This is a genomic window from Lacinutrix jangbogonensis (assembly GCF_000797445.1).
Lineage (GTDB): Bacteria > Bacteroidota > Bacteroidia > Flavobacteriales > Flavobacteriaceae > Lacinutrix > Lacinutrix jangbogonensis.
This window is the reverse complement of the sequence record NZ_JSWF01000046.1, coordinates 25,761-51,428: the sequence shown is the minus strand read 5'-3', so window position 1 is coordinate 51,428 and position 25,668 is coordinate 25,761. Positions and strand designations below refer to the sequence as shown.

The 25,668-nt window shown below is 31.9% G+C and carries 31 protein-coding genes; 20 read left to right on the top strand and 11 right to left on the bottom strand.

What is annotated here, in order from left to right:
- The first annotated feature begins 46 nt into the window (after window positions 1–46).
- The gene (locus tag RH82_RS17310; RefSeq protein ID WP_034062704.1) at window positions 47–406 is read left to right on the top strand and encodes a YraN family protein; all 360 of its coding nucleotides are present in this window, start codon (window positions 47–49) and stop codon (window positions 404–406) included.
- Window positions 407–472: 66 nt separating this feature from the next.
- Here RH82_RS17310 and RH82_RS17305 read toward each other — a convergent pair whose 3' ends face one another.
- Window positions 473–1,033, bottom strand: coding sequence for a cation transporter (locus RH82_RS17305; protein WP_034062703.1), 561 nt, complete (start codon window positions 1,031–1,033; stop codon window positions 473–475).
- Window positions 1,034–1,140: 107 nt separating this feature from the next.
- Here RH82_RS17305 and RH82_RS17300 point away from each other — a divergent pair, with 107 nt between their 5' ends.
- Window positions 1,141–2,013 (top strand): DMT family transporter, encoded by an 873-nt coding sequence (locus RH82_RS17300; RefSeq protein WP_034062701.1) that lies wholly within the window; start codon window positions 1,141–1,143, stop codon window positions 2,011–2,013.
- Between the two features lie 70 nt (window positions 2,014–2,083).
- On the opposite strand, the gene RH82_RS17295 is transcribed toward RH82_RS17300, so the two are convergent.
- A complete protein-coding gene (locus RH82_RS17295; RefSeq protein ID WP_034062699.1) occupies window positions 2,084–4,171 on the bottom strand; it encodes a M16 family metallopeptidase in 2,088 nt (695 codons plus the stop codon).
- 106 nt (window positions 4,172–4,277) lie between these two features.
- Entirely contained in the window at window positions 4,278–5,600 is a 1,323-nt protein-coding gene (locus RH82_RS17290) for a M16 family metallopeptidase (RefSeq protein ID WP_034062698.1), read from the bottom strand.
- 191 nt (window positions 5,601–5,791) lie between these two features.
- On the opposite strand from RH82_RS17290, the gene RH82_RS17285 reads away from it, so the two are divergent.
- From RH82_RS17285 to rpmA, 3 genes are all read left to right on the top strand, one after another.
- On the top strand, window positions 5,792–6,283 hold the full coding sequence (locus tag RH82_RS17285) for a DUF4199 domain-containing protein (RefSeq protein ID WP_034062697.1): 492 nt from the start codon (window positions 5,792–5,794) through the stop codon (window positions 6,281–6,283).
- 165 nt (window positions 6,284–6,448) lie between these two features.
- Complete coding sequence (rplU, locus tag RH82_RS17280; RefSeq protein WP_034062696.1) at window positions 6,449–6,952, top strand: 50S ribosomal protein L21; 504 nt, start codon at window positions 6,449–6,451, stop codon at window positions 6,950–6,952.
- 27 nt (window positions 6,953–6,979) lie between these two features.
- Entirely contained in the window at window positions 6,980–7,240 is a 261-nt protein-coding gene (gene rpmA, locus RH82_RS17275) for a 50S ribosomal protein L27 (protein WP_034062695.1), read from the top strand.
- Window positions 7,241–7,733: 493 nt separating this feature from the next.
- Here the strand turns inward: rpmA and RH82_RS17265 are convergent, their stop codons facing one another.
- Together RH82_RS17265 and ahcY are read right to left on the bottom strand one after the other, a co-directional pair.
- Window positions 7,734–8,198, bottom strand: a complete 465-nt coding sequence (locus tag RH82_RS17265) for a DUF1569 domain-containing protein (protein ID WP_034062692.1) — start codon at window positions 8,196–8,198, stop codon at window positions 7,734–7,736.
- 119 nt (window positions 8,199–8,317) lie between these two features.
- A complete protein-coding gene (gene ahcY / locus RH82_RS17260) occupies window positions 8,318–9,634 on the bottom strand; it encodes an adenosylhomocysteinase (protein WP_034062691.1) in 1,317 nt (438 codons plus the stop codon).
- Between the two features lie 129 nt (window positions 9,635–9,763).
- On the opposite strand from ahcY, the gene RH82_RS17255 reads away from it, so the two are divergent.
- The 8 genes from RH82_RS17255 to RH82_RS17220 all read left to right on the top strand — a co-directional run bounded on the left by RH82_RS17255 (window position 9,764) and on the right by RH82_RS17220 (window position 16,920).
- The gene (locus RH82_RS17255; RefSeq protein ID WP_034062690.1) at window positions 9,764–10,390 is read left to right on the top strand and encodes a 4'-phosphopantetheinyl transferase family protein; all 627 of its coding nucleotides are present in this window, start codon (window positions 9,764–9,766) and stop codon (window positions 10,388–10,390) included.
- A gap of 1 nt (window position 10,391) precedes the next feature.
- Entirely contained in the window at window positions 10,392–11,102 is a 711-nt protein-coding gene (locus RH82_RS17250; RefSeq protein WP_034062688.1) for a geranylgeranylglyceryl/heptaprenylglyceryl phosphate synthase, read from the top strand.
- Window position 11,103: 1 nt separating this feature from the next.
- Entirely contained in the window at window positions 11,104–11,364 is a 261-nt protein-coding gene (locus tag RH82_RS17245; RefSeq protein WP_034062687.1) for a hypothetical protein, read from the top strand.
- Window positions 11,348–11,986, top strand: a complete 639-nt coding sequence (gene pnuC, locus RH82_RS17240; RefSeq protein WP_034062686.1) for a nicotinamide riboside transporter PnuC — start codon at window positions 11,348–11,350, stop codon at window positions 11,984–11,986. Before RH82_RS17245 ends, pnuC begins: the two co-directional genes overlap by 17 nt.
- On the top strand, window positions 11,941–12,510 hold the full coding sequence (locus RH82_RS17235; RefSeq protein ID WP_034062685.1) for an AAA family ATPase: 570 nt from the start codon (window positions 11,941–11,943) through the stop codon (window positions 12,508–12,510). The genes pnuC and RH82_RS17235 overlap by 46 nt, the downstream gene beginning before the upstream one ends.
- A complete protein-coding gene (locus RH82_RS17230) occupies window positions 12,507–14,057 on the top strand; it encodes a DUF4301 family protein (protein ID WP_034062684.1) in 1,551 nt (516 codons plus the stop codon). The genes RH82_RS17235 and RH82_RS17230 overlap by 4 nt, the downstream gene beginning before the upstream one ends.
- Complete coding sequence (gene arfB / locus RH82_RS17225) at window positions 14,057–14,464, top strand: alternative ribosome rescue aminoacyl-tRNA hydrolase ArfB (protein ID WP_034062683.1); 408 nt, start codon at window positions 14,057–14,059, stop codon at window positions 14,462–14,464. The genes RH82_RS17230 and arfB overlap by 1 nt, the downstream gene beginning before the upstream one ends.
- 269 nt (window positions 14,465–14,733) lie before the next feature.
- Window positions 14,734–16,920 carry a TonB-dependent receptor gene (locus RH82_RS17220; RefSeq protein ID WP_156112533.1) on the top strand — a complete coding sequence of 729 codons (2,187 nt, stop codon included), beginning with the start codon at window positions 14,734–14,736 and terminating at the stop codon, window positions 16,918–16,920.
- A 180-nt stretch (window positions 16,921–17,100) separates the two neighbouring features.
- Here RH82_RS17220 and RH82_RS17215 read toward each other — a convergent pair whose 3' ends face one another.
- A complete protein-coding gene (locus tag RH82_RS17215) occupies window positions 17,101–17,553 on the bottom strand; it encodes a hypothetical protein (protein ID WP_034062681.1) in 453 nt (150 codons plus the stop codon).
- Between the two features lie 149 nt (window positions 17,554–17,702).
- Between RH82_RS17215 and greA the strand changes: the two genes are divergently transcribed.
- Together greA and RH82_RS17205 are read left to right on the top strand one after the other, a co-directional pair.
- Window positions 17,703–18,176 (top strand): transcription elongation factor GreA, encoded by a 474-nt coding sequence (greA, locus tag RH82_RS17210; RefSeq protein WP_034062765.1) that lies wholly within the window; start codon window positions 17,703–17,705, stop codon window positions 18,174–18,176.
- A gap of 119 nt (window positions 18,177–18,295) precedes the next feature.
- Window positions 18,296–18,685, top strand: coding sequence for an HIT family protein (locus RH82_RS17205; protein WP_034062679.1), 390 nt, complete (start codon window positions 18,296–18,298; stop codon window positions 18,683–18,685).
- On the opposite strand, the gene RH82_RS17200 is transcribed toward RH82_RS17205, so the two are convergent.
- Together RH82_RS17200 and RH82_RS17195 are read right to left on the bottom strand one after the other, a co-directional pair.
- Window positions 18,660–19,019: a hypothetical protein gene (locus tag RH82_RS17200; RefSeq protein ID WP_034062676.1), complete on the bottom strand. Its 360-nt coding sequence runs from the start codon at window positions 19,017–19,019 to the stop codon at window positions 18,660–18,662. The genes RH82_RS17205 and RH82_RS17200 overlap by 26 nt on opposite strands.
- Before the next feature lie 2 nt (window positions 19,020–19,021).
- Complete coding sequence (locus tag RH82_RS17195; RefSeq protein WP_034062672.1) at window positions 19,022–20,200, bottom strand: sensor histidine kinase; 1,179 nt, start codon at window positions 20,198–20,200, stop codon at window positions 19,022–19,024.
- Between the two features lie 165 nt (window positions 20,201–20,365).
- Here RH82_RS17195 and RH82_RS17190 point away from each other — a divergent pair, with 165 nt between their 5' ends.
- The 4 genes from RH82_RS17190 (at window position 20,366) to RH82_RS19305 (ending at window position 22,684) form a co-directional block, all read left to right on the top strand.
- Window positions 20,366–21,220: a flavin reductase family protein gene (locus RH82_RS17190; protein ID WP_034062670.1), complete on the top strand. Its 855-nt coding sequence runs from the start codon at window positions 20,366–20,368 to the stop codon at window positions 21,218–21,220.
- Between the two features lie 45 nt (window positions 21,221–21,265).
- Complete coding sequence (locus tag RH82_RS17185) at window positions 21,266–21,640, top strand: DUF3127 domain-containing protein (protein WP_034062668.1); 375 nt, start codon at window positions 21,266–21,268, stop codon at window positions 21,638–21,640.
- A 96-nt stretch (window positions 21,641–21,736) separates the two neighbouring features.
- Complete coding sequence (gene aat / locus RH82_RS17180) at window positions 21,737–22,366, top strand: leucyl/phenylalanyl-tRNA--protein transferase (RefSeq protein WP_034062667.1); 630 nt, start codon at window positions 21,737–21,739, stop codon at window positions 22,364–22,366.
- A 69-nt stretch (window positions 22,367–22,435) separates the two neighbouring features.
- Complete coding sequence (locus tag RH82_RS19305) at window positions 22,436–22,684, top strand: hypothetical protein (RefSeq protein ID WP_156112532.1); 249 nt, start codon at window positions 22,436–22,438, stop codon at window positions 22,682–22,684.
- Here RH82_RS19305 and RH82_RS17175 read toward each other — a convergent pair.
- Window positions 22,571–23,134, bottom strand: coding sequence for a DNA-3-methyladenine glycosylase I (locus tag RH82_RS17175; protein WP_034062664.1), 564 nt, complete (start codon window positions 23,132–23,134; stop codon window positions 22,571–22,573). The two genes, RH82_RS19305 and RH82_RS17175, sit on opposite strands and share 114 nt — an antisense overlap.
- A gap of 277 nt (window positions 23,135–23,411) precedes the next feature.
- Between RH82_RS17175 and RH82_RS17170 the strand changes: the two genes are divergently transcribed.
- Window positions 23,412–24,029, top strand: a complete 618-nt coding sequence (locus RH82_RS17170; RefSeq protein WP_034062662.1) for a thioredoxin family protein — start codon at window positions 23,412–23,414, stop codon at window positions 24,027–24,029.
- Between the two features lie 101 nt (window positions 24,030–24,130).
- Here RH82_RS17170 and truB read toward each other — a convergent pair whose 3' ends face one another.
- Window positions 24,131–24,829 (bottom strand): tRNA pseudouridine(55) synthase TruB, encoded by a 699-nt coding sequence (gene truB, locus RH82_RS17165; protein WP_034062764.1) that lies wholly within the window; start codon window positions 24,827–24,829, stop codon window positions 24,131–24,133.
- Between the two features lie 4 nt (window positions 24,830–24,833).
- Complete coding sequence (locus tag RH82_RS17160) at window positions 24,834–25,628, bottom strand: undecaprenyl-diphosphate phosphatase (RefSeq protein ID WP_034062661.1); 795 nt, start codon at window positions 25,626–25,628, stop codon at window positions 24,834–24,836.
- Window positions 25,629–25,668: the final 40 nt, after the last annotated feature.

Here is a 25,668-nt window from a genome sequence, read left to right as displayed (position 1 = left end):
TTGGAAATGACTGCTAATTGCATATTTATATACTGAAGACTTAACCATGGCACAACACAACGAATTAGGGAAAAAAGGAGAGCAACTTGCTGTAGATTTTCTATTGCATAAAGGCTATTCTATTTTAGAACGAAACTATAGATTCCAAAAAGCCGAAGTTGACATTATCGCGCAAATAAAAGACACTTTAGCCATTGTTGAGGTAAAAACACGCTCGACTGCGGATTTTGGAAATCCTCAAGATTTTTTAAAACCAAAACAGATTCAGAATATTGTAAAAGCAGTGGATGAATATGTAAACGCAAATGGATTAGATGTAGAAGTACGTTTCGATATTATAGCAATTGTAAAGGAGAATAAAAAGTTTAAGATTGAGCATTTAGAGGATGCTTTTTATCATTTTTAACTTGTGATAAAAAAATAGGCTTCGCGTTTTACGAAGCCTATTAATATATTTTGCCTTGTTTTCTAATTAAGCTTTACCTTCTTTAGCACAACATGCTTTTTTACAATCTTTAGCACAAGCCATTTTTTCTGCTGCCGTCTTACTTGCACATTTTTTCTTGCATTCTGCAGTTTTTGATGCGCAATCTTTACAATCCTTTTTAGTGCAATCTGCTTTGCATTTCATTGTGCATTCTTTTTTAGCAGTAGAGAAAGCATCTACAGTATTCATGTCTTTTACTTTATACGTATCTGCAACACTTGTAACTGTACTTTCTAAACTTGCTGGTGTCACTTTAGCTTCATCATATTCAACCATTGCCAATTGTCTGTCAAAATCTACAGTTGCAGATTTTACACCTTCCATTTTAGCCATTTTTTTCTCGATAGTTTTTGCACAACCCATTGCGCAAGTCATACCTTCAATTTTAAACTCAGCTTTAGCATATGTTGCATTTGGATTGAGTTCTGCTTTTGCAATTTCTACTTCAGTTTCAATCGTTTTAACTTCTGGTTGTGTTTCGTTTTTACAACTAAAAGAAGCAAGTGCAATAATAGCTATTGCTAATATGTTTTTTAAATTTTTCATGAGTATCGATTTTTGTTATTATGTTATTGATTACAAAACTAACAATTATATCTGTTTATTGTGTTAAAAATTTCATTTTTGCACATGCTAATCAAAGCGTTACGTGCATGAAAGGATCTAAATGGACTTATCTCATTATACTTTCCATTATTTGGGGAACTAGTTTTATCCTTATTAAAAAGGCGTTAATTGGTTTAAATCCTTATCAGTTAGGCGCTTTACGAACAGTATTAACAGGTTTATTTTTATTTCTTGTTGGGTTTAAAACAATAAAAACCATTAAAAAAGTAGATTGGAAATGGATAGCTATATCTGGTTTTTTAGGCTCATTTATTCCTGCTTTCTTTTTTGCCATTGCCGAAACAGAAATCGATAGCGCAGTAGTTTCTGTTTTAAATTCTTTAGTACCATTAAATACTGTTTTAATGGGATTGGCTATTTTTAAAATCACCTCTACAAAAAGACAAGTTTTAGGTGTAATTATAGGTTTTATTGGTACTGCTTTATTAATATTAAAAGGTGCCGAACTTAATCCACATCAAAACTATTTGTTTGCTGGTTTTATAATTGCTTCTACATTAATGTATGCTGCTAACGTAAATATTATTAAACGCTATTTGCAAAATGTGAAACCACTAACTATTGCTGTTGGAAATTATGTACCAATTGTTATACCCGCACTTGCAGTTTTGTTTTTTACAGATTTCTTTTCTGTAGAACAGTTTAGTAAACCAGAATTTGGAATGTCAGTTCTATATGTTGCTATTTTATCCTTATTTGGTACTGCTATTGCAAAGGTGTTATTTTTTAAACTGGTTCAAATGTCTACTCCTGTTTTTGCGTCTTCAGTAACTTATATTATGCCTATTGTAGCTTTAATTTGGGGTGTTTTAGATGGAGAGTCGTTTAGTACTTTACAAGGTATAGCTACTGCAATTATTTTAATTGGTGTGTATTTGGCTAATAAGAAAAGAGCTTAGTTTTTTTGTCAAAAAAAAATCTGAAGCCTTTCGACTTCAGATTTTAGTATTTTTGTTAAAAAACTTTTAGCTATTCAAAGTCAGCACTCGTTAAAGGCTCATTTACCTTAACGGTACTTACTTTTAATTCTATATTCTGTCCACCCATTGGTAGAGAAGTTACGTGAGCGAATTTAATGCCACTAACCTCTTTATAGTCTCCAAATGTTCTTTCTTGCGTAATTTCTTTTCCTCCTGGTCCTTTAGCAGTAGAAACACTTTTGATTTTTAAGTTTGAAGCTACATCATAATAGTTTTTAGACGATTCTCCTTTTTCATCCTCAATAACTACAACATAAGCATCTTTACCATCTACACTTTCAATAGAATCTAAAGAAACTTTTAATAATGGATTAGTCATTAAGTTTAACTCGTCAAATAATCCTTTTTTAGCTTTAGCTTTAGCTATTGCTTCTTCTGGCATAGGTTGTTTGTTTCCCATTTGAGCCATATAACCACTTTCGCCGTTAAAGGCTTGTTTGAAAACATTTCCCATTCCTATAATACTAACATCTGTAGCAATAAGATTAGGGCTCTTTTGTTTAAGAGTCATTGCCATATTTTGACCTTGAAAAGAAGCGCTCATTTCTTGAACTAACGTTGTTACATTTTGTAAAGCTGCTTTGCCACCAATGGCATTAATATATCCATCTATTACTGTTTGTGCAGTTACTCCTGCTGGAACAGGTTTAGAAAACACTGGTTTTTTAACAGAGTTAGCAAAAGTATCAAAGTATTTAATAGGTATTCCTGTTTTTTCTAGGTTAGCTACAACTTCGCTACCTTTTCCAACAACAATTACTCTAGCGTTCTGTTCTGTGAAATATTTGTTAGCTATACGCTGCACATCGTCTGCAGTAACAGCATTAATTTTTGTTAAATACGTTTTGTAGAAATCTTTAGGCAAATCATTTAACTTGATATTTAAAGCATATCTCGCAATTGTTTCTGGGCGCTCTAAAGCTAATACAAAATCACCAACGTATTTTGCTTTGGCATTTCTTAAATCTTCAGCAGAAACTTTTTCACTTTTAATACGTTTAATTTCTTTTAAAGACTCCACAACAGCGCTATCTGTAACAGCGTTTCTAACTTTTGCTCCAGCGGTAAAACGAGAAGCGCCATAACGATCTGTACGAACGCTAGATCGTGCACCATAAGTATAGCCATTTGCTTCACGTAAATTCATGTTTAAGTAAGATGAAAAACCACCACCAAGAATTTTATTTGCAATTAATACAGTATGATAATCCGTATCACCCATTTTTAATTTAACATTACTTGTAACAGATATATTAGACTGTACCGCATTTGGCATGTCAACAAAATTAATTTCTGTTGCGTTTACATTTAAATAAGGCTCTGGAATAGATTTAGTAACATCGATACCTTTTTCCCATTTTTTGAAATATGTTTTTACTTGTTTTTTTACTGTACTAAAATCTACATCGCCAACAATTACTAAGTATGCATTGTTAGGGTTGAAGTTTTTTTGAAAATAAGAACGAACATTATCTAGTGTAATGTTATTTAAAGATTCTTCTGTAACAAACTCACCATAAGGGTGTTTTTTACCGAAGGATAACGCGTTACCAACACGAGAAGCTACTGCTTCTACACTTTTTGCTTCAGATTTTAAATTTTCAAGTGCTTTATCTTTTTCTTTCTGAAATTCTTCCTCAGTTAATAGTGGATTCATTGCTGCATCGGCCATTAATTCTAAAATTCTTTCAGAATATTTAGTTAGAGAGCTACCAGAAGCGGAACTAGAACCAAAGCTTAATCTTGCTCCAAGAAAATCTATTTCCTCATTAAATTCGTCTTTAGAGATAGAGGTTGTTCCGTTACCCATCATCGATCCCAATAAGCCTAAAACACCTGCTGCTTTGCCTTCAACCATAGGTGGATTGTCTATTCTTAAAGAGTAAGATACTCTTGGTAACTTGTGGTTTTCCACTACAAGGACTTTAAGCCCATTTTTAAGTTCAAATTCTCCTGGAACTTCTAAAGTAATTGTTGGAGCTGGACCTGGTTTTGGTTGCACAGATCTATCAATTTGAGCGGTAGCTGAAACAGATAGTAAAAACAGTGCTATTAGTGCTGTTATTTTTGTTTTCATTTGTCTTGTTTATTATTTAAAAGTTGTCAAATGGTACTTTCTATTTAAACTAATTCTTGTTGAATAAAATTTGAATTATGAAAGGTTCATTTGTTTTTCTAATTTGTTATTTTTCTTCTTTAACTTCTGGTAAATACTCTAATTCTAAACGTTGGTTTGGATTTAAGTATTTTTTAGCAACTGCTTGTATTTCTTCTCTAGTAATAGATCTGTAAATATTAATTTCGTTGTTAATTAAATTCACATCGTCGTATAGCATGTGGTAACGCGCTAAAGAATTAGCAATTCCAGAAATACTAGAGTTAGAATTTACAAAATTGTTTTCAAATTTATTTTGAAGTTTTTGGTAATCTCTTTCAGACATTAATTCAGTTTGAACTTTAACCAATTCTTCATCTATTCCAGCTAATAAATCTGCAAGAGTAGTATCTCCTAATGGTAAGCCATATAAAATGTAAGTACCGTAATCTTCTTGACTCTGGTTAATAGCTCCAACTTGTAAAGCCATTTTCTTATCATCAACAAGTTTCTTATATAATTTTGAAGTTTTACCAGAGCTTAAGTAGCTCGATAACATATCTAAAACATAAGCATCTCTTTCTGTCATAGCAGGTGTTCTGTATGCAGCCATAATTGCAGGAATCTGGATATTAGAATCGTAAGCTTTTGCTTTGATTGTTTTTGTAATAGGATCTTCTTTCGGGAAGTTTCTAACAATATCTTCGCCTCTTGGTATAGATCCAAAATAATCTTCAATCATTTTTTTTGTTGAAGCAATATCTATATCACCAGCAACGACTAAAACAGCATTGTTAGGTACGTAGAATTTTTTGTTAAACGCTTGAAATTCTTCTAAAGAAGCAGCATCTAAATGTGCCATTTTACCAATAGTTGTTCCTTTATAAGGATGTTTTTTGAACATGTTAAGTTTAACATTCTCAATAAATTTACCATAAGGAGAGTTGTCTACACGTAAACGTTTTTCTTCTTTTACAACTTCATTTTGAGTATCTACACCAATTTGGTTGATAATTGGATGCATTAAACGCTCAGATTCCATCCATAATCCTAATTCTAAACTATTAGAAGGAAACACTTCGTAGTAATACGTTCTATCGTCTGTAGTATTGGCATTATTGCTTCCTCCATTAGAACTTACAATTTTAAACCATTCGCCACGTTCGATGTTTTCTGTGCCTTCAAACAATAAGTGCTCGAAAAAGTGAGCCATTCCTGTACGTTCTGGGTTTTCATCTTTTGCACCAACGTGATACATAACTGAAGTTATAACAACAGGAGCTGTTTTGTCTTGATGTAAAATAACGTCCATGCCGTTACTTAATTGGTACTCTTCAAATTTAACTTCTTGTGCACTAGCTACAAATCCAGCCAAAAGCAAAGCAGCTAAGGAGAATAAACTTTTTTTCATTGTTGATATATTTAGTATTAGTTTAATTGTAAGTACGTAACAAGGTTAGGTTGTTACATAATGTTAACAAAAATAGTGAATGATGCTCTTATTTTCAAAGGTTCTGTTAAAATTTTAACAGGGATTTGTTTTTTTTTAATTCAAATTATCCGAAATTTAAAGGAGAAACTAATCTTAAATAAAATTGATATATGAAAAACTTCACCCTTCCAATCCGTTTTGGCCTTGTTATTAGCGCTTCCTTAGTGGCCTACTTTTTGTTTTTGGCATTATTTAATTTACACACTCAACCTATATTTAGCCTAGGTAATGGCCTAATTACAGGCTTTGGTATTTTTGAAGTTATAAAGTATCATAAATTACAAGAAGGAAAAAACTTTAGTTATTCTAGCGGTTTTACTTCAGGAATAATTGCTGGTTTTGTTGCAACACTTATTTTTACTGCATTCTTTGTACTGTATGCAACCGAGCTTAATCCGGGCTTTTTATCTAATTTACTAGCAGTATTTAGTGGAGATTACTATGCTGGTATTGGTATAGTGGCTTTTACGGTTGCTATTATGGGTTTTTCAACTACAGTAGTATTAACCTTAACATGCATGCAGTTATTTAAACGGAGTAGAAACATTCCGGACGCTAATGGGAAGCGAGACGGAGAATTTATAATGAAAAGGACTTTATAAAGATGATTTTTTAAATATTTGATGCTCAACGGGTACATACACAATAAAATAATTCATGTAAGTAGTAAAAACGTTTGCAAATTAATTTAATAGACGTATATTTGCATCCGCTTTCTGAGAAGAAAGCACATTATTTATATAACAAATTAATAAAAACATTACGCTATGTACGCAATTGTAGAGATAGCAGGGCATCAATTTAAAGTTGAAAAAGACCAAAAAGTTTTTGTTAACCGTTTACCATCAGAAGAAGGAAAGACAATGTCTTTCGATAACGTTCTTTTGATTGCAGATGGTGACAATGTTACTTTAGGCGCCCCAGCTATAGACGGAGCACAAGTAAGTGCGAAAGTCTTAAAGCACCTTCAAGGTGATAAAGTTATTGTTTTCAAGAAGAAAAGAAGAAAAGGTTACCGTGTTAAAAACGGTCACAGACAAGCCTTAACTGAAATTATTATTGAGAGCATTGTAGTTTCAGGAGCTAAGCCAGCTAAAAAAGCTGAAAAAGCCGCTCCAAAAAAAGAAACTAAAACAGCTGAACCAGAAGTGGAAGCTCCTCAAGATCTAAGCAAAAATACAGTTGCTGAGTTGAAAGAGATGGCAAAAGCTAAAGGTGTTGAAGGTATTTCTTCAATGAAAAAAGCAGAATTAATTGCAGCATTAAGCTAATTATTAACAATATAAAACCTTAAGACAATGGCTCATAAAAAAGGAGTTGGTAGTTCGAAGAATGGTAGGGAATCAGAATCAAAACGTTTAGGCGTTAAGATATTTGGTGGACAAGCTGCTATTGCTGGAAATATCATATTAAGACAACGTGGTAACACGCATCACCCAGGTGAAAACGTATACCAAGGAAAAGATCATACTTTACATGCATATGTTGATGGTCTAGTAAAATTTACAAAGAAAAGAAACAATAGATCTTATGTTTCTATTGAGCCTTTTGAGGCTTAGAAATAGTTTTCTTTTAGATATTAAAAAACGCCTTTCCTTTTGGAAGGGCGTTTTTTGTTTATATTTAATTTATGAGGAAGAATCGAATTTCAAGTGCTGTTTATTGGTTAGTCCCAATTTTTATAGATGTACTTTTCTTTTATTTATCTCTAATGTTTCTTTTTGATTCTCGTGACAAGGTTTCTATACTGTTTACTCTTTCTATCATTTTTTTATGGATGATATTTCGTTTTACCTTTAGATTTAAGACTGTTTTTGTTGATGAAAATTATCTTTATATTTTTAAATACTTCGGGTATAAAAAAATAGAATTAACTGATATTAAGTCAGTAAAAGAGAAGGAGATGATTTTTCGTAAATTAACTAATACCTATATCGTAGAATACCTTGATGGTAATGTAAACCTTAGCGTATTTCAATTTTATGGTTCTTTCTTAAATAAAAGTTTTTTAGTAGACTTTCTCGAAAAGATGTTGATTCAACATAAATAAAACTATTTCTTCATAATAGCATCAATAATCTTTAAATGATGGTTAGTGTGCATTTCTAAAAAACGATAGACTCTACTCGTATTAATATCACCAAATAAAGGATGTTTAAAAAAAGCATTCTTTTGTAAACTAGTAATTGTTCCAACATTGGCCTTAGCAAATTCTATTTGCGAGATTAAATCTTCTTTTAAAATAATGTCTGGTGGCGTTACATGTTTTGGAGCTTTGGCTTTTCCTCTTGGAAAAAAACCAAGCGCAAAGAACAGCTTACCCAAAAAGCTAAAATTGTTTTTATAAGTTTTAGGATCAGATTTTTGGAGTGCAGTCATGACATTATTATGTACTTTAAGACTGTGGTCTATATGCCAAGCTACATTTCCATTAGATATTTTTGTGTTTGAAACACTATGATTTTCAATATGTGCTTCTAAACTATTAAGTGCGATGTTTAACTTTTTCAAACTCATAAAATTGTTCTTTTAATACTGTGAAGTTAATAATTTATATGTTTTAAAAAACAAAACCCAAACATTCTATGAATGTTTGGGTTTAATAGTATTAAGATTCCTTTTTTAAAAGGAATTTATTAGTACCTGTAATGTTCAGGCTTGTAAGGTCCTTCAACCTTTACACCAATATAATCAGCTTGGTATTCTGCAAGTTCTGTTAACTCAACACCAATTTTTTCTAAGTGTAATTTTGCTACTTTTTCATCTAAGTACTTTGGTAACATGTATACATCATTTTTATATGCTGCACTGTTTTTCCAAAGTTCTATTTGCGCTAAAGTTTGGTTTGTAAACGAGTTACTCATTACAAAGCTAGGGTGTCCAGTTGCACAACCTAAGTTTACTAAACGACCTTCGGCAAGTAAAATAATATCTTTTCCGTCGATGTTGTATTTGTCAACTTGAGGTTTGATAGTATCTTTAGTATGACCATGGTTATCGTTTAACCATCCTACTTGTATTTCGTTGTCAAAATGACCAATGTTACATACTATAACTTTGTCTTTCATGGCTTCAAAATGCTCTGCACGTACAATATCTTTATTTCCTGTAGTCGTAATTACGATATCAGAATTTGCAACAACAGTTTCAAGTTTTTTAACTTCAAAACCGTCCATTGCAGCTTGTAAAGCACAAATTGGATCAATTTCAGTTACTGTTACAATACTTCCTGCGCCTTTAAAAGAAGCAGCAGTACCTTTACCAACATCACCATAACCACAAACTGTTACACGTTTTCCTGCTAACATAGTATCTGTTGCTCGACGTATAGCATCTACAGCAGATTCTTTACAACCGTATTTATTATCGAATTTCGACTTCGTTACAGAATCGTTTACGTTAATTGCTGGCATTGTTAATGTTCCGTTTTTTACACGCTCGTAAAGTCTGTGAACACCAGTTGTAGTTTCTTCAGATAGACCTTTAATACCATCAGATAATTCTGGATAACGGTCTAAAACCATATTTGTTAAATCTCCACCATCATCCAAAATCATGTTTAACGGCTTTCTGTCTTCACCAAAGAATAAAGTTTGTTCTATACACCAATCAAACTCTTCTTCTGTCATGTCTTTCCATGCGTAAACAGCAGTTCCAGCATCTGCAATTGCAGCGGCTGCTTGATCTTGTGTAGAGAATATATTACAAGAACTCCAAGTAACTTCTGCACCTAAAGCTTGTAATGTTTCAATTAAAACGGCAGTTTGAATAGTCATGTGTAAACAACCTGCAATACGCGCACCTTTTAATGGTTGCTCGTTTTTATATTCTTCACGTAAACTCATTAAACCTGGCATTTCTGCTTCGGCTAAATTAATTTCTTTTCTTCCCCAAGCCGCAAGCGACATGTCTTTTACCTTATTAGGTACGTAAGCAACTGTTTTTGTACTCATAGTGTTTATTTCTTTTTAAATTATACTTGTCTTTGGGTTTATGGCTTAAATAACTAAATTAGCTACATCAAAAAATGCCAAATTCGCCTTAGGCGATGCAAAGATAATCAATAACATTTAGAATATTAAATGCCACTTTACAAATCCATTAGTGTAAACTCACAAACTACTGTTAAAATCTGGAAGATTGAAGAGTCTTATGATGCTTTATTTTCGCTATTAGACTTAAAATCAGGAAGTTTAATGCGTGTTAAAAGAATGAAAAGCGAGCTGCATCAACGTGGGTTTTTAAGTGTTCGGCACCTTTTGCGAGAATTTGGCTATACAGATCAAGACTTGTTTTATGATGAGAATGGAAAACCACATTTAAAAGATGGGAAACATATTTCTATAACACATAGTTTTACATTTTCGGGAGTTATTATTAGTGATATCGAAGTTGGTATAGACATAGAAAAACAGCGCGAAAAAATCAGTATTATTGCAACGAAATTTGTCGATTATGAGTTTCAGTATTTAGCCGAAGCACATACCAATTATATTAGAAAATTAACTGTTATTTGGGGAATTAAAGAATCGCTTTATAAGTTATTTGCAACTCGAGGCATGTTGTTTAAGGAACATTTTTTAGTGATTCCGTTTATGTTAAAAGACCTTGAAACTGTCTGTTGGGTGGATTATAAGATGAAAAAATACAGATACAATTCTTGTTTCTTAGAATTTGAAGGATTCACTTGTGCCTATGTTATAGGATAATATGAAGACTATTTTAGAACATATAAAAACGTCAGAAAAACAAAACTTAGCCGTTTTAATAGATCCTGATGTGTTTAATTTAAAAAAGGCATCGCAATTTATAGCTAAAGTTAACAAATCTATTGCTTCACATATATTTATTGGAGGAAGTACAGTAGAAGCGCATGCTACGGAAGCATTAATTTCAGCTATAAAGCCATTAACTAGTTTACCAATTGTTTTGTTTCCTGGAGACGTTACTCAAATCTCTAATCAAGCAGATGCTATTTTGTTTTTGTCATTAGTATCTGGTAGAAATCCTGAATACTTAATTGGGCAGCATGTAAAAGCCGTTTCAAAATTGAGAAATAGCGATTTAGAAATCATTCCAACAGGATATATTTTAATAGATGGTCAAAAAGAAACAGCAACACAAAAGGTTACAAATACGGAGCCTTTAAAAAACACACAAGAAATTGTAGATACAGCAAAAGCAGCACAATTGTTAGGTATGCAGTTAGTTTATTTGGAAGCAGGAAGTGGAGCAAAACATGAGGTTCAAGAAGCAGTAATTAAAGCTGTAAAAGCAGAAATTAATATTCCTTTAATAGTTGGTGGAGGGATTAGAAGTAAATTTGCAATAGACAAAGCATTTAATGCTGGAGCAGATTTAGTTGTTATTGGAACTGCTTTTGAAGAAGATGAAAGCTTTTTTAATAAGATAAAAAGATGATATGAATATTTCAGTAGACCTAACATTATCACCATTGCAAGATGATTATGAAATACACGTTATAGACTTTATAAAAGTACTTCGTGATTCAGAATTCACGGTTTTAGAGAACCCGTTAAGTACTCAAATTTATGGTGATTATAATACATTAATGCCTTTTTTAACCGAAACGATTAAATCATCTTTCGAGAATCAAGATATTTGTGTGCTCACAATTAAAATAGTTAAAACCGATAGAAGTAATTATGAGCCAAGTTTTTGATTTTTTTCTCGATGCTTACAAAAATGTAACAACTACCGATTTAACTCTAGAAGCATTGGCATTTGTCTTCGGTATAGCAAGTGTAATTTTTGCAAAAAGAGAAAACATTTTAGTTTATCCTACTGGACTAGTAGCAACGGTAATTACTGTTTACCTGCTATATAAAGCAGAATATTTTGGTGATATGATGATTAATTTTTACTACTCTGTTATGAGTGTTTATGGCTGGTGGAATTGGTCTAGAAAGCGTGATGATAAATATTTGGTTCCTATTTCTAGGACAAATACCCGAGAAAAATTAATCGGTTTTGTCTTGTTTTTTGTAACCATGTTTGTTACCTATTTAGTTTACAAAGCATATAATTATTCAATACAAATACCAAACTATATTGATATATTTACTTCAGGAATTTTCTTTACCGCTATGTGGTATATGGCAACAAAGAAATTAGAAAACTGGACACTGTGGATTATTGCAAATATAATAACAGTACCATTATACGCTTATAGAGGTTTAGGCATCTTATCGCTTCAATATTTTATATTTACAATTTTAGCTATTCAAGGTTATTTACAATGGAAAAAAAGTATAGACAACAACCTGCAAATTGCCAAAAAGTAGTCTTGTTTGGTCCAGAATCTACAGGAAAAACAACATTAGCTAAACAATTAGCACACTATTATAACTCGGTTTGGGTTGGTGAATATGCTCGTGAATATCTTCAAAACAAATGGAATAACGAACGAAAAACTTGCGAGTTAAAAGATTTACTACCCATTGCGGAAGGGCAAATATCTTTAGAAAATAAATTAGCAAAAAAAACAGATTCAGTATTAATTTGCGATACAGATTTGCTAGAAACAAAGGTCTATTCTGAAACTTATTATTCAGGAAGTTGCGATCCTATTTTGGCAAAATATGCATTAGAAAACACTTATGATTTATATTTTTTAACGTATATTGATACACCTTGGGAAGCAGATGATTTAAGAGACAAGCCTCAAGAAAGAGAGGCCATGTTTAAAGTTTTTGAAACAACCCTAAAAAAGTATAACAGGCCTTATGTTTTGCTAAAAGGTAGTAAAAATGAACGTCTCGAAACTGCTGTAAAACATATAAATAAATTAATAGAAAATAAAAATTGAATTTCACCACAACACAAGTAAAACAGATAAAAGATAAAGGCCTAACAACTAAAAAAGTTTTAAAGCAAATTGAAATTTTCAAACATGGACTGCCTTGTATTAATTTAGAATCTGCTGCCATTTTAGGTCATGGAATATTAAATATTTCTGAAGAAAAAAAGAACGAATATTCAACGTTTTACGATGAGCAAAAAGAGGATCTTAAAGTTTTAAAATTTGTTCCGGCATCTGGTGCCGCAACTAGAATGTTTAAGTTTTTATTCGAGTTTTTAGATACTTATAACCCTAAAAAGGATACCATAAACAGTTATATAAATAAACATAAAGCAAACAATTTATCCATATTTGTAGTAGGTGTTGAAAAGTTTCCTTTTTACGATATAGTTCTTAAAGAAGTTAAGAAACATGTTTTAGAATTTGATGCATTAACCGCAGATTTAAAAGCGATAGAATTTATAAAAATAATGCTTAATGAAGAGCAACTAAACTATAGTTTTTCTCCAAAAGGATTGTTGCCGTTTCATAAATATAAAGATCATATTGCTACTGCTTTCGAAGAGCATTTGTTTGAAGCATCATTGTATGCTACTTCAAATAATCTGGCCGCTATTCATTTTACGATTTCAGAAATTTATAGAAACATATTTGATAACGAATTTATGCGCATCCAATCCATTGTAGAGCATAAAACCAGCACTAAATTTAATATTTCCTATTCATATCAAAAAGAAGAAACAGATACTATTGCTGTAACAACAAAAAATGAACCTTTAGAAGATGTTGATGGTTCTTTACATTTTAGACCATCTGGTCATGGAGCATTATTAGCTAATTTAAACGATTTAGATGCAGATGTTATTTTTATAAAAAACATAGATAATGTTGTAGTTTATAAATATGAATTTGAGGTAGCAAAATATAAAAAAATTTTAGCAGGTATTCTGCTTAAAGTACAACAGCAAGCTTTTTGCTATTTAAAACAATTAGAATCAGAGTTGCTTTCCGAAGATAAACTTATTGAGATAGCACGGTTTTTAAGAAAAAAATTAAATGTTATTATCTCTAACGAGTTCGAGAAATACTCTCAAAAATATCAAGTAGAATATCTCAAAAACAAACTTAATAGACCTATTCGAGTTTGTGGGATGGTTAGAAATGAAGGTGAGCCAGGTGGAGGACCATTTTGGGTTAAAGATGAAAGTGGTAAAATCTCATTGCAAATAGTTGAATCCGCACAAATAGATAAAAAGAATAAAGACCAAAAAAGTATTCTAAAAAATGCTACGCATTTTAATCCTGTAGATTTAGTTTGTGCTATTAAAGATTACAAAGGTGAAAAATTTGATCTTTCTAAGTTTGTAGATTCAAAAACTGGATTTATTACAATGAAAACCAAAACAGGTAAAGATATTAAGGCACTTGAATCTCCTGGACTTTGGAATGGCAGTATGGCAAATTGGAATACCATTTTTGTAGAAGTGCCTCTAGTTACATTCAATCCTGTAAAAGCAGTTACAGATTTATTAAAGGCACCACATCAATTATAATGTTTAAGCAAGAAGCGCTTATTAAAGAATTCAAGTTTAAAGGAATAAGAAGCTCTGGAGCAGGAGGACAACACGTAAATAAAGTGTCTTCTAAAATTGAATTGTCGTTTAATATCCAAGACTCTTTAGTTTTAAATAAAAAACAAAAAGAAGTCATTCTTTATAAATTATCTAGCAGAATAACCAAGTTAGGTTTATTGATACTTCAATGTGGAGAAAGTAGAAGTCAGCATAGAAACAAAAATATAGCTATTGTTAGAACAATCCAATTGCTTAAAACCGCTTTGTACTTAGAAAAAAAGCGAATTCCTACTAAAACTCCCAGGGCTGTAATTTTTAAAAGGCTTAAAAAAAAACGTGTTAATTCTGAACGAAAGGCAAACAGGCGTAAACCAAACTTAGATTAAAAATTAGTTATTAGATTCTAATAATTTAAAAAAAGAGACTTACCTTTGTACTGTTCTCAAAAAAGGGGTGCCATAAAAACGGCTGAGATCATACCCATTGAACCTAGAACAGGTAATGCTGTTTAGGAATTTGAAGAAATACTATCGTCATTGTGAGGGGTTTTATTAAAAACAACTTTGCTATCTCACGGTGTTATTTCAAAAAACTAATTATTATAATAGAATAATTACCTCTTTTTATTCGTGATTTAAATGTATTTCGAATGACAATGATATTAAAAAAAACAACTTTATTTTTAGCTTTTACTGCAATTACGCTAAATGGTTTTGCGCAAGAAATTATCCAAGATTCTACAAAAGTTGAATCACTAGATGAAGTTTTAATCAAATCGCTTAGAGTAGATGCAAATGCTCCAATTACACACTCAAATGTTTCTAAAGAAGAATTAGAAAAACGTAATCTTGGTCAGGATATCCCTATTCTTTTAAACTATTTACCGTCTGTGGTAACTACAAGTGATGCTGGAGCAGGAGTAGGTTACACAGGAATTCGTGTGCGTGGAGTGAGTGCACAATCGACTAATATTACCATTAATGGTATTCCTTATAATGATTCTGAAAGTTTAGGAACGTTTTGGGTAAATTTAGGAGACTTCTCATCTTCGGTAGAAAGTCTACAGTTACAGCGTGGAGTTGGAACATCAACAAACGGTTCGGGAGCTTTTGGAGCTAGTATTAATATACTTACAGATGCTGTGGCAAAGCAGGCTAGTGGAGAAATTTCAAACAGTTTTGGTAGTTTTAATACAAGAAAGCATACTGTAAAATACAGTACAGGGTTAATGAACGATCACTTTGAAATTTCAGGACGTTTATCGCAGATAAATTCTGATGGTTATATAGATAGAGCAACTTCAGATTTAAAATCGTATTTCCTTCAAGGTGCTTATGTAGACGATAACACACAAATTAAAGCGGTTACTTTTGGAGGTCATGAAGTTACTTATCAGGCTTGGAATGGGATTGATGAGACCGTACTTAGAGATGATAGAACTTTTAATCCTTCTGGTGAATACACAGACAACGACGGAAATACACAGTTTTACGACAATGAGGTGGATAATTATAGACAAGACCACTATCAACTGCATTGGAATGAGAAAATTAATAATAACTGGTCGACAAACTTAGGTCTAAACTATACTTATGGTCGCGGCTATTTTGAGCAGTATAAAGAAGATGAAGATTTTTCTACTTATGGTTTTCAAGAAATAAGTATTGGTGGAGAGACAATAAATGAGACAGACGTTATAAGAAGACGCTGGTTAGATAATAATTTCTACGTGCTAAATGCTAACGTTAATTACACAGATCAAAAGTTAAACCTTAGTACTGGTTTATTTTATAGTTCTTATCATGGAGATCATTTTGGGGAAGTAATTTGGTCACAATTTGCAAGTAATAGCGAGATTAGAGATCGTTATTATGAAGGTGATGGTGATAAGTATGATTTTAGTGTTTTTGCTAAAGCAACCTACCAATTAAATGATAAAATGAGTCTATTTGGAGATTTACAATACAGAAGCGTAAATTATGATACCAGTGGTAGAACTTCAGATTTAGTATTGTTTGAAATCGATAAAACCTTTGGTTTTTTTAATCCTAAAGCTGGATTATCGTATAATTTAAATGAAAGAAATAATTTCTATTTCTCTTATGCTAGAGCGAATAGAGAAGCGAGTAGAAGTGATTTTGAAAGTAATCCAGATGTTAAACCAGAACAGCTTAATGATTTCGAATTAGGTTGGAGATATAAAAGTTCAAGCTTGGTTTTTAACGCGAATGCATATTATATGTTATATAATGAGCAATTGGTGTTAACTGGCGCTATTGATGATACTGGTTCTCCAATTCGTAATAATTCTGGTAATAGTTCGCGTTTAGGATTAGAACTAGAGGCTGTTATTAAAATAAACGATAAGTTTTCTCTACAGCCTAATGTAACGCTAAGCTCTAATAAAAACGATGAAACCATTGTGTCTCGTGATGGTGCTCTTGTAAACTTAGGAAAAACAAACATCTCGTTTTCTCCAGAAGTTGTAGCTGCAAATGCATTAATTTTTCAGCCTTTAGAAAACTTACAACTATCGTTTTTAAGCAAATATGTTGGAGAGCAATTTATGGGAAATACAGATTCGAAAACGTCTAAATTAGAAAGCTATTTTGTAAATGATTTTAATGTGACCTACGAGATTAAAACCAATAAAATATTTAAGTCTATTCTATTCTCTGGTTTGGTAAACAATATTTTTGGAGAAGAATATGTCTCTAATGGTTATTACTTTACTTTCGATGATACGTGGTCTAATCCAGGTGCTACAACAACAGTTGAAGGTGCTGGTTACTATCCACAGGCAACTACAAACTTTCTAGTAGGCGCAACATTTAAATTTTAAATAACAATAGATGTTATTTTGAACAAGAAATAGTATCATAACTCAGTATAAAAAAAGCGACGTGATGTCGCTTTTTTTTGCGAAAAGGATAGAAGTGACATCCTTTTTATGACCTTAGGAATAAAAAGATATAACGGATAGCCTGGTTTTTAACGCCATTAAAAGCGTTAAAAATTTGCCCTAATTATTAAAAACACGAATAATGCTGCCGCTTACTTCCACACGGTAAGGTATAAGCGAAAATTGTCCTGTTGTACCTTCTTCGCGTTGTCCACTTAAAATTTCGTAAGAATTACCGTCGTCGCAAGAACACGTAGCAATAGGTGCGCTAATTGTCAAACTCGAACAAGAAGCAAGGGCATGGTTAGGATCGCTTAATTCAAATGCGGTGTAAGCTGCACCAGAGAAATATACAACGACACCATTTACACCATAATTATTATTTAGTGTAATATGGTTTCCGGGGAATTGCATCTGGTTGAATTGTGGTAAACTTGTATTTATTAAGTTCCCTGTGTCGAAAACTGCGTTTGGAATATTTGGGTTGTTATTCTGGTTATTGTCATCATTCTTATTGCAAGAATTAAGCATAAGCCCAATAAGCAAAAAGGATAGTATTATTTTTAATTTCATTTTTTATCTTTTTTAAAGTACTGCAATTTACAACAAAAGTAAATTACGAATTAAATATTTTGTATCTTTGTATTACAATCTCGTGTATGCGAGATTTTTTTATGTTGAACATTTGTTCAGCATCTTTTTGTTTAATAAACGAAGAAATTATGAGTAAAGCATCCTATTATACAGCTGAAGGTCTTAAGAAATTAAGAGCAGAGTTAAAACAATTAAAAGACATTGAGCGTGTAAAGGCTTCCAGAGCTATTGCCGAAGCCCGTGATAAAGGAGATTTAAGTGAGAATGCAGAATATGATGCTGCCAAAGAAGCGCAAGGTATGCTAGAAATGCGAATAGCCAAATTAGAAGATCAAATGGCTGGTGCACGTGTTATTGATGAGTCGCAAATGGACGCCTCAAAAATTTTGGTGCTTTCTATTGTAAAAATTAAAAACCAAACCAATGGTATGGAGATGAATTATACTTTGGTTGCAGATGGTGAAGCCGATTTAGCTGCTGGTAAAATTTCGGTAAACTCTCCTATAGGTAAAGGTTTGTTGGGAAAAACAGTTGGTGATGTTGCCGAAATAACAGTGCCAAGTGGCATTATGAAATTTGATATTATTGAAATAAGTAGATAATTGTATTTTCTACGAATGTAGAAATCCAAATATATAATATTCCTGTTTATTCTGAGAAAATTTTCAGTTTAGCAGGAATCTTTTTTTATCTTTAGTTTTTAAACAGAAACCACTACAAAATGGCATCTATATTCACAAAAATAGTAAACGGAGAAATACCTTGTTATAAAGTTGCAGAAACTGAAGAGTTTCTAGCTTTTTTAGATGTAAATCCAAATGCTAAAGGCCATACATTATGTATCCCTAAAAAGGAAACCAATAAAATTTTCGATTTAGATAAAGAAACGTATTCTCGTTTAATGGAGTTTTCTAGATTGGTTGCTATTGCTTTAGAAAAAACGGTGTCTTGCAAACGTGTTGGTATTTCTGTAATTGGCCTTGAGGTACCTCATGTTCATGTGCATTTAATTCCACTAAATACAATGGAAGATGCGCGATTTGTTAATAAGGTTACTTTAGAAAAAGAAGAGTTTGAAGGATTGGCTAAAGCGATTCAGGTAAATTTATAAACACCAAGATTACTGCTGTTATTGCTAAAGCAGTAATAACTCCTATAACAATCCAAAATAGAGGTTTAAATTTTTTTGATACTTTTTTAGGTGTAAAAGCTTTCATTTGGTAATTGTAAACACGCTCTATATCTTCTGTCCAGTTTACAGGATATATAATAGTATCACAAATATTACAATGCATTTGTGTAGTAATATCTTGAGTTATAGATTTAGAAAATTTGGTTTCAATAAACTGTTGTTTAAAAGTAAGTTCTAAACCTTCTTTGCTAAAACATTCTGGACAATTATTGTTTAGAGAAACCTCTTTTACAGTTATTAGTTTATCGCTCATAATTAAACAGTTTTTAATGCGATTTGCATAATAGTTCCTTTGCCAATTTGAGATTGAGCAACTTTAATTTTTCCGTCATGAAAGTCTTCGATAATTCGTTTTGCAAGAGATAGGCCTAATCCCCAGCCACGTTTTTTTGTAGTATAACCAGGCTCGAAAACATTTTTAAACTGATTTTTAGTTAAACCTTTTCCGGTATCGATAATATTAATTTTCACGTTGTTTTCTAATTGTGTCATTACTATACTAAGATCACCTTTACCTTTCATAGCATCGATAGCATTTTTTACTAGGTTTTCGATTGTCCAACTATATAATTGTGGATTCAAATTTACGTAAATAGGATCTTCCGGAAGCTTTAAAGTAAAGTTAATAAGCCTCGAAGATCTCGTTTTTAAATAATTATAAGTGTCTTGAGTTTCTTTTACAATATCTGTTGTTTTAAGTATAGGTAGCGATCCAATTTTACTAAAACGTTCTGTTATAGTTTGTAATCTGTCGATATCTTTTTCAATTTCTAGTATGTATTCTGGATTTACGTTTTCGGTTTTTAATATTTCAGCCCAACCAATTAAAGACGATAACGGTGTGCCTATTTGATGCGCAGTCTCCTTTGCCATTCCAGACCATAACTTATTCTGAGTTGCAATTTTTGAACTTCGGTAAAAGAAATAAACTACAGAAGCGAATAAGAAAATAATTAATAATAGCGCTAAAGGATAGTATTTAAGTTTGTTGAGTAAAGGTGCATTTCCATAATACAATTTACTAGCAAGCACTTTTTTTTGCGTTTCAGGATCGATATATGATATTTCAATGGGAACGTTTTCAGATTCAAACTTCCTAATTAGTTTTTCTTTATTTCGTTCAACATAATTAGATTCATCTTTTCCATTGTAATCAATATTATCAAAGTTACTTATTGAACCATCTGAATTAACAACTAAAATAGGAGTTGTATTATTACTTTCTAAAATTTTACGCAGAAAATTAAAATTTGGGTTATTTTCATCGTTTGAGAATATTTTTTGAGCATCAGTCCAAATTTCCATTTTTGCACGTTCTTCATCTTTAAACTTCTGGAAGAACGTATAGGTATTCCATAGAATTAATAAAATAATTGCAAATGATGCGGTTATTATTATCCAGCGAACAAGTTGTCTGTTTTTAGTGAAAAACATGTTGAAATTTTAGTGTTAGTATTTAATAAGCTCTAAACTTATTAGTAGTGTAATATACTTAAAAAGTAGATAATGCTCTATTGTTAATAATATTGTGTAAACGTATAAAAATCTTCTTTTAGTTCGTTTGTTAATTAAGTACATTTGTTCAAAATTAATGAGTTAATGACATCTTTCGAGCCTAAAGACTTACCGACAGCAAAATTACATGGTTATTTGTTAAGTGCAGTAGCACCAAGACCAATAGCATTTGCAAGTACTATGGACAAGAATGGGAACCCAAATTTGTCGCCATTTAGCTTTTTTAATGTCTTTAGTGCAAATCCTCCAATTTTGATTTTTTCTCCTGCGCGACGCGTAAGAGACAATACAACAAAACACACTTTAGAAAATGCTGAAAGTACTAAAGAAGTCGTTATAAATGTTGTAAATTATAATATTGTACAACAAATGTCGCTAAGTAGTACGGAATATGCAGAAGGTGTTAACGAGTTTGAAAAAGCGGGTTTAACAATGCTTAAAAGTGATATTGTAAAACCGTTTCGTGTTTTAGAGTCACCAGTGCAATTTGAGTGTAAAATTAATGAGATTGTAAAGTTAGGAACAGAAGGTGGCGCAGGTAATTTAATTATTTGCGAAGTTGTAAAACTCCATATTAATGATGCTGTTTTAAATGAAAGTGGAAGCATAGACCAAGAAAAACTAGATTTAGTTTCTCGTGCAGGCGGAAGTTATTACAGTAGAGCGAAAGCTGGTTTTTTTGAAATTCCAAAACCATTATCAACTTTAGGAATTGGTGTTGGCGCTTTACCAGAAAACATTAGAAATAGTACTATTTTAACAGGAAACGATTTAGGTTTACTAGGTAATGTAGAAGCCTTACCAACAAAAGAAGCTGTAAACGTTTTTATAGCAAAACATGACAATAGTGCACTAACTGAAGATGATAAACATAAAAAGGCACAAAATTTGCTTAGTCATGGTGATGTTAATAGTGCATGGAAAGTATTGTTATCGTAAAATAGCAATAATAAAATAGACGAATATTTAATAATTATATAGACAATGGAAGTACAAGGAAAAGTAAAATTAGTAGGAGAAACACAAACGTTTGGAAGTAACGGATTCAGAAAAAGAGAATTAGTTGTAACAACGGAAGAGCAGTATCCGCAGCACATATTAGTTGAGTTTGTTCAAGACAAATGTGATTTGTTAAACAACTATAAACCAGGTCAAGATGTTAAAGTAAACATCAATTTACGTGGTAGAGAGTGGGTTAATCCTCAAGGAGAAACTAAATATTTTAACTCAATTCAAGGTTGGAGAATTGAAGGAGCACAAGCAGCAGCTCCTGCTGGAATGCCAGAAGTTCCACCAGCAGCAGCTTTCGAGCCAGCAACAGATTTAAAAGAAGAAGATCACGACGATTTACCGTTTTAAAAGAATCTTTTTCATTTCTGCTTAAGTGGAAATCTTATAAAACAACCTCGAGAACATTTATGTTGTCGAGGTTTTTTATTTTAGTAAAATAAAATCATGCACTTACTAGACCAAAACATAATATTTCCAAACGTACAAGAGGCCGACGAAGAAGGTTTGCTGGCCATTGGTGGTGATTTGTCTTTAGAGCGATTAATTCTAGCCTACAAAAGTGGCATTTTTCCATGGTTTAATGAAGACGAAGTTATTTTGTGGTGGTCACCAGATCCTAGGTTTGTACTCTTTCCAAAAGATTTAAAAGTTTCTAAAAGCATGAAGCGATTTCTAAAAAAGTGCGATTATGAAATTACTATAAATAAAAATTTTAGATCTGTAATAACGGCATGTGCAGAAGCCAAAAGAGAAGGACAAGGAGGTACTTGGATTACAAATAATATGATTGATGCTTATTGTAATTTACACGAACAAGGCCATGCTAAATCTGTTGAGGTCTATAAAAAAAACGAACTAGTTGGTGGATTTTATGGTATAGATTTAAACAATGGAGTGTTTTGTGGAGAGAGTATGTTTGCCAAAGAAAGTAATGCAAGCAAAGCAGCATTTATCACTTTTATTCAAAATACAGATTACAAATTAATTGATTGCCAGGTTTATACAAACCATTTGGAGAGTTTAGGAGCAAAGGATATATTAAGAGCGCAATTTTTATCTTACCTAAAAGGATAAAAAGCATTTTTTTAAGTGTTAAATTTTGGTGCCTAGTTAACTAGTTATGCAATATGTTAGTACAAGTCGATTTTCAAAAGAACAAATACTGAAGCTTCTCCATGGATTATTGTTAAAGCAAATAGAAAGAGTACCTCTAGAATTGTAGCTTTTGAAAAAGTCCTAGAGTTAACACCTTATAAAGGGAAATATGTTTTTTTAAAACTAGACCTCACAATATCTAAAACATCCAACTTCATGGTCATTAACCATTCCTGTTGCTTGCATGTGCGCATACATTACCGTAGGACCAACAAATTTAAAGCCTCGTTTTTTTAAGTCTGTACTTAAAGCGTTACTAATTGTTGTATTTGCTAGTGCATCTTTGTGGTTTTTAAGTTTGTTTTTTATTGGTTTACCATCTACAAAAGCCCAAATGTATTTTGAAAAAGATCCAAATTCGTCTTGAATTTTTATAAACGATTGTGCATTAGTAATAGTCGCTTTTATTTTTAATTTATTTCGAATAATGCCTGCATTATCTAAAAGTGCATCTACTTTTTCTTGATTGTATTGTGCTATTTTTTTATAATCAAACTGATCTAAAGCATCGTGAAAGTTTGCTCGTTTTCGCAATATCGTAATCCAGCTTAAACCTGCTTGAAAAGTTTCTAAAATTAAAAATTCAAAAATTGTTTCATCATCATAAACTGGAACTCCCCATTCTTTATCGTGGTATGCTTCGTATAAATCATCACCAACACACCAGCCGCATTTATGTTTTGTCATCTTCTTTGTTTTTAATAAAATTAATCAATGTTGTAATAAATGAGGTTATTATAAATATTAGGTTTAAAGTATCATTGAAGAGTGCTTCATTATTTGAAAGTTCTCCAAAAATATCATACTTATTTATAATAAATGTTACTCACCATCCAATTAAACAAGCAACTTGAATTATAAGGAATGTTAATCTGGTTTTATTCATTTGTAAGGATTGCTAGAATTTACTACTAATGTAATAATTGTTACTCAAAAATAAGATAAGTAGCAGTATTTTTACATTATGGAAACATTACAAAATACAGATTTAAAAAATATTATAAATAATAGTCTACACAAAGCTATTACTTACCAAGATTATAGGGATTTAGTAAAGGATTTGGTAGCAAAAGAATCGACTACTGGAAACGTGAAAACGGAAGCTTTAGTAAATTATACAATGCTTAATGATAGACGGATGAAGCGTTGGGACAAAACGGTGAAAGTTGCTGAAGCTGTACAAGAAAAAGTTTCAAATTTGAAAGTAAATCAAACTTGGTTAGTTTTAACTGAAAGTTGGTGTGGAGACGCAGCACATGTAATGCCAGTAATTAGTAAGATTGCAGATTTGAACGATAATATCGCCTTTAAAGTGGTGCTTAGAGATGAAAACGAAGCTTTAATGAATCAGTTTTTAACCAATGGAGGCCAATCTATTCCTAAGTTAATTATGATTGATAATAACACAAACGAAATTATAAATACTTTTGGTCCAAGACCAACAGAAGCTACTAAACTGGTTAATGCTTATAAAGAAGAACATGGTAAATTAACGCCAGAATTTAAAGAAGATTTACAAGGTTGGTACAATAAAAATAAAGGACAAAATGCAATTGAGGATTTGGTTACGTTAATGAGTTAAATATTAAATTTTTGTCATTCCTGCTTTAGTAGGAATGACAGATTAGTAGCTAAAAATAAAAAAGTACAACACTATGTGTTCAGTATTAGTTTAGCATCAAATTATTCAGCTTTTGGAGGTAAAGATGTTATAAAATCTTCTATTGAAAGCGCATTATTAACATTAAAATCACCAATTTTTGTACGTCTCAAAACGGAAAGGTGTCCTCCGGAATTTAAAGCTTTTCCAAAGTCGTTTGCTAGCGAACGAATATAAGTGCCTTTACTACATATTACTCTAAAATCGACCAAATTTGCTCCAATTTTAGTGATTTCGAAGTCTTTTATAGTGATTTTACGTGATTTTATTTCAACAGATTCTCCGGCTCTTGCATATTCGTACAAGCGTTTTCCGTCTTTTTTTAGTGCTGAAAATATAGGTGGAAACTGGTCTATTTCACCAATAAACTGTTTTGTAGTTTTGTGTATTAAATCTTCAGTAATATGTGCTGTAGGAAACGTTTCGTTTATTTTCGTTTCTAAATCGAAAGAAGGTGTTGTGCCTCCCAAAATAATAGTGCCTGTATATTCTTTTATCTGCCCTTGAAAAGTATCTATCTGCTTGGTCATTTTCCCTGTGCAAATCACTAACAATCCAGTTGCTAATGGGTCTAAAGTGCCAGCATGACCTACTTTTATTTTCTTAATACCAAAAGCTTGTCTAATTTCCCAACGCAGTTTATTAACCACTTGAAAAGAGGTCCAATTTAAGGGTTTATCTACTAGTAATACTTGTCCAGATTGGTAGTCTTCAACGGTCATCATTCTAATTTAAAAGTGAAAAAGCGATGGCAATTACACCAACAATTACGCAGTAAATGGCAAAATATGATAATTTGCTTTTTTTAACCAAAGCAATCATCCAAGTACACGCAAATAATCCGGATATAAATGCAGCTACAAACCCTGCGCCTAAAGCTGTAATGTTTTGGCTTTCGAAAGACAGTTCTCCACCAATAACATCCTTTGCAATTTTACCAAAAATTAAAGGCACAACCATTAAAAATGAAAAACGTGCAGCTTTCGTTTTGTCATTACCTAATAATACTGAAGTTGATATTGTGGCTCCACTTCTAGAAATTCCTGGAATCATAGCTATGGCTTGAGAGATACCAATAATAAGTGCGTCTTTAAAACCGACTTTCTTACGTGTGTTTTTAGCTTTGTCTGCTAAAAACAAAAGTGCAGCAGTAACTAAAAGCATGCAGCCAACGAGCATAATGTTTCCTCCAAAAAGTTTTTCGAGTTCTTCTTCAAAAAATAGACCTACTAAAACGGCAGGAATCATAGATACTATAATTTTTCCAGCAAAACGTTGATCGTCATTAATACCAGGTTTAAATAAACCTTTTATAATATCAATGATATCTTTTCTAAAAATGACAATGGTACTTAATGCTGTTGCAAAATGCAGAATAACTGTAAATAACAAACTTTCTTCTGGAACAGAATTATCGCCAAGAATGGCTTTTCCTAATTCTAAATGTCCACTAGAAGATACAGGAAGAAATTCTGTAAGTCCTTGAATTATGCCTAAAATGATTGAGTCGATAATATCCATTCGGTAAAAATATTAAAATTGAATGACCAAATGGTAGTTT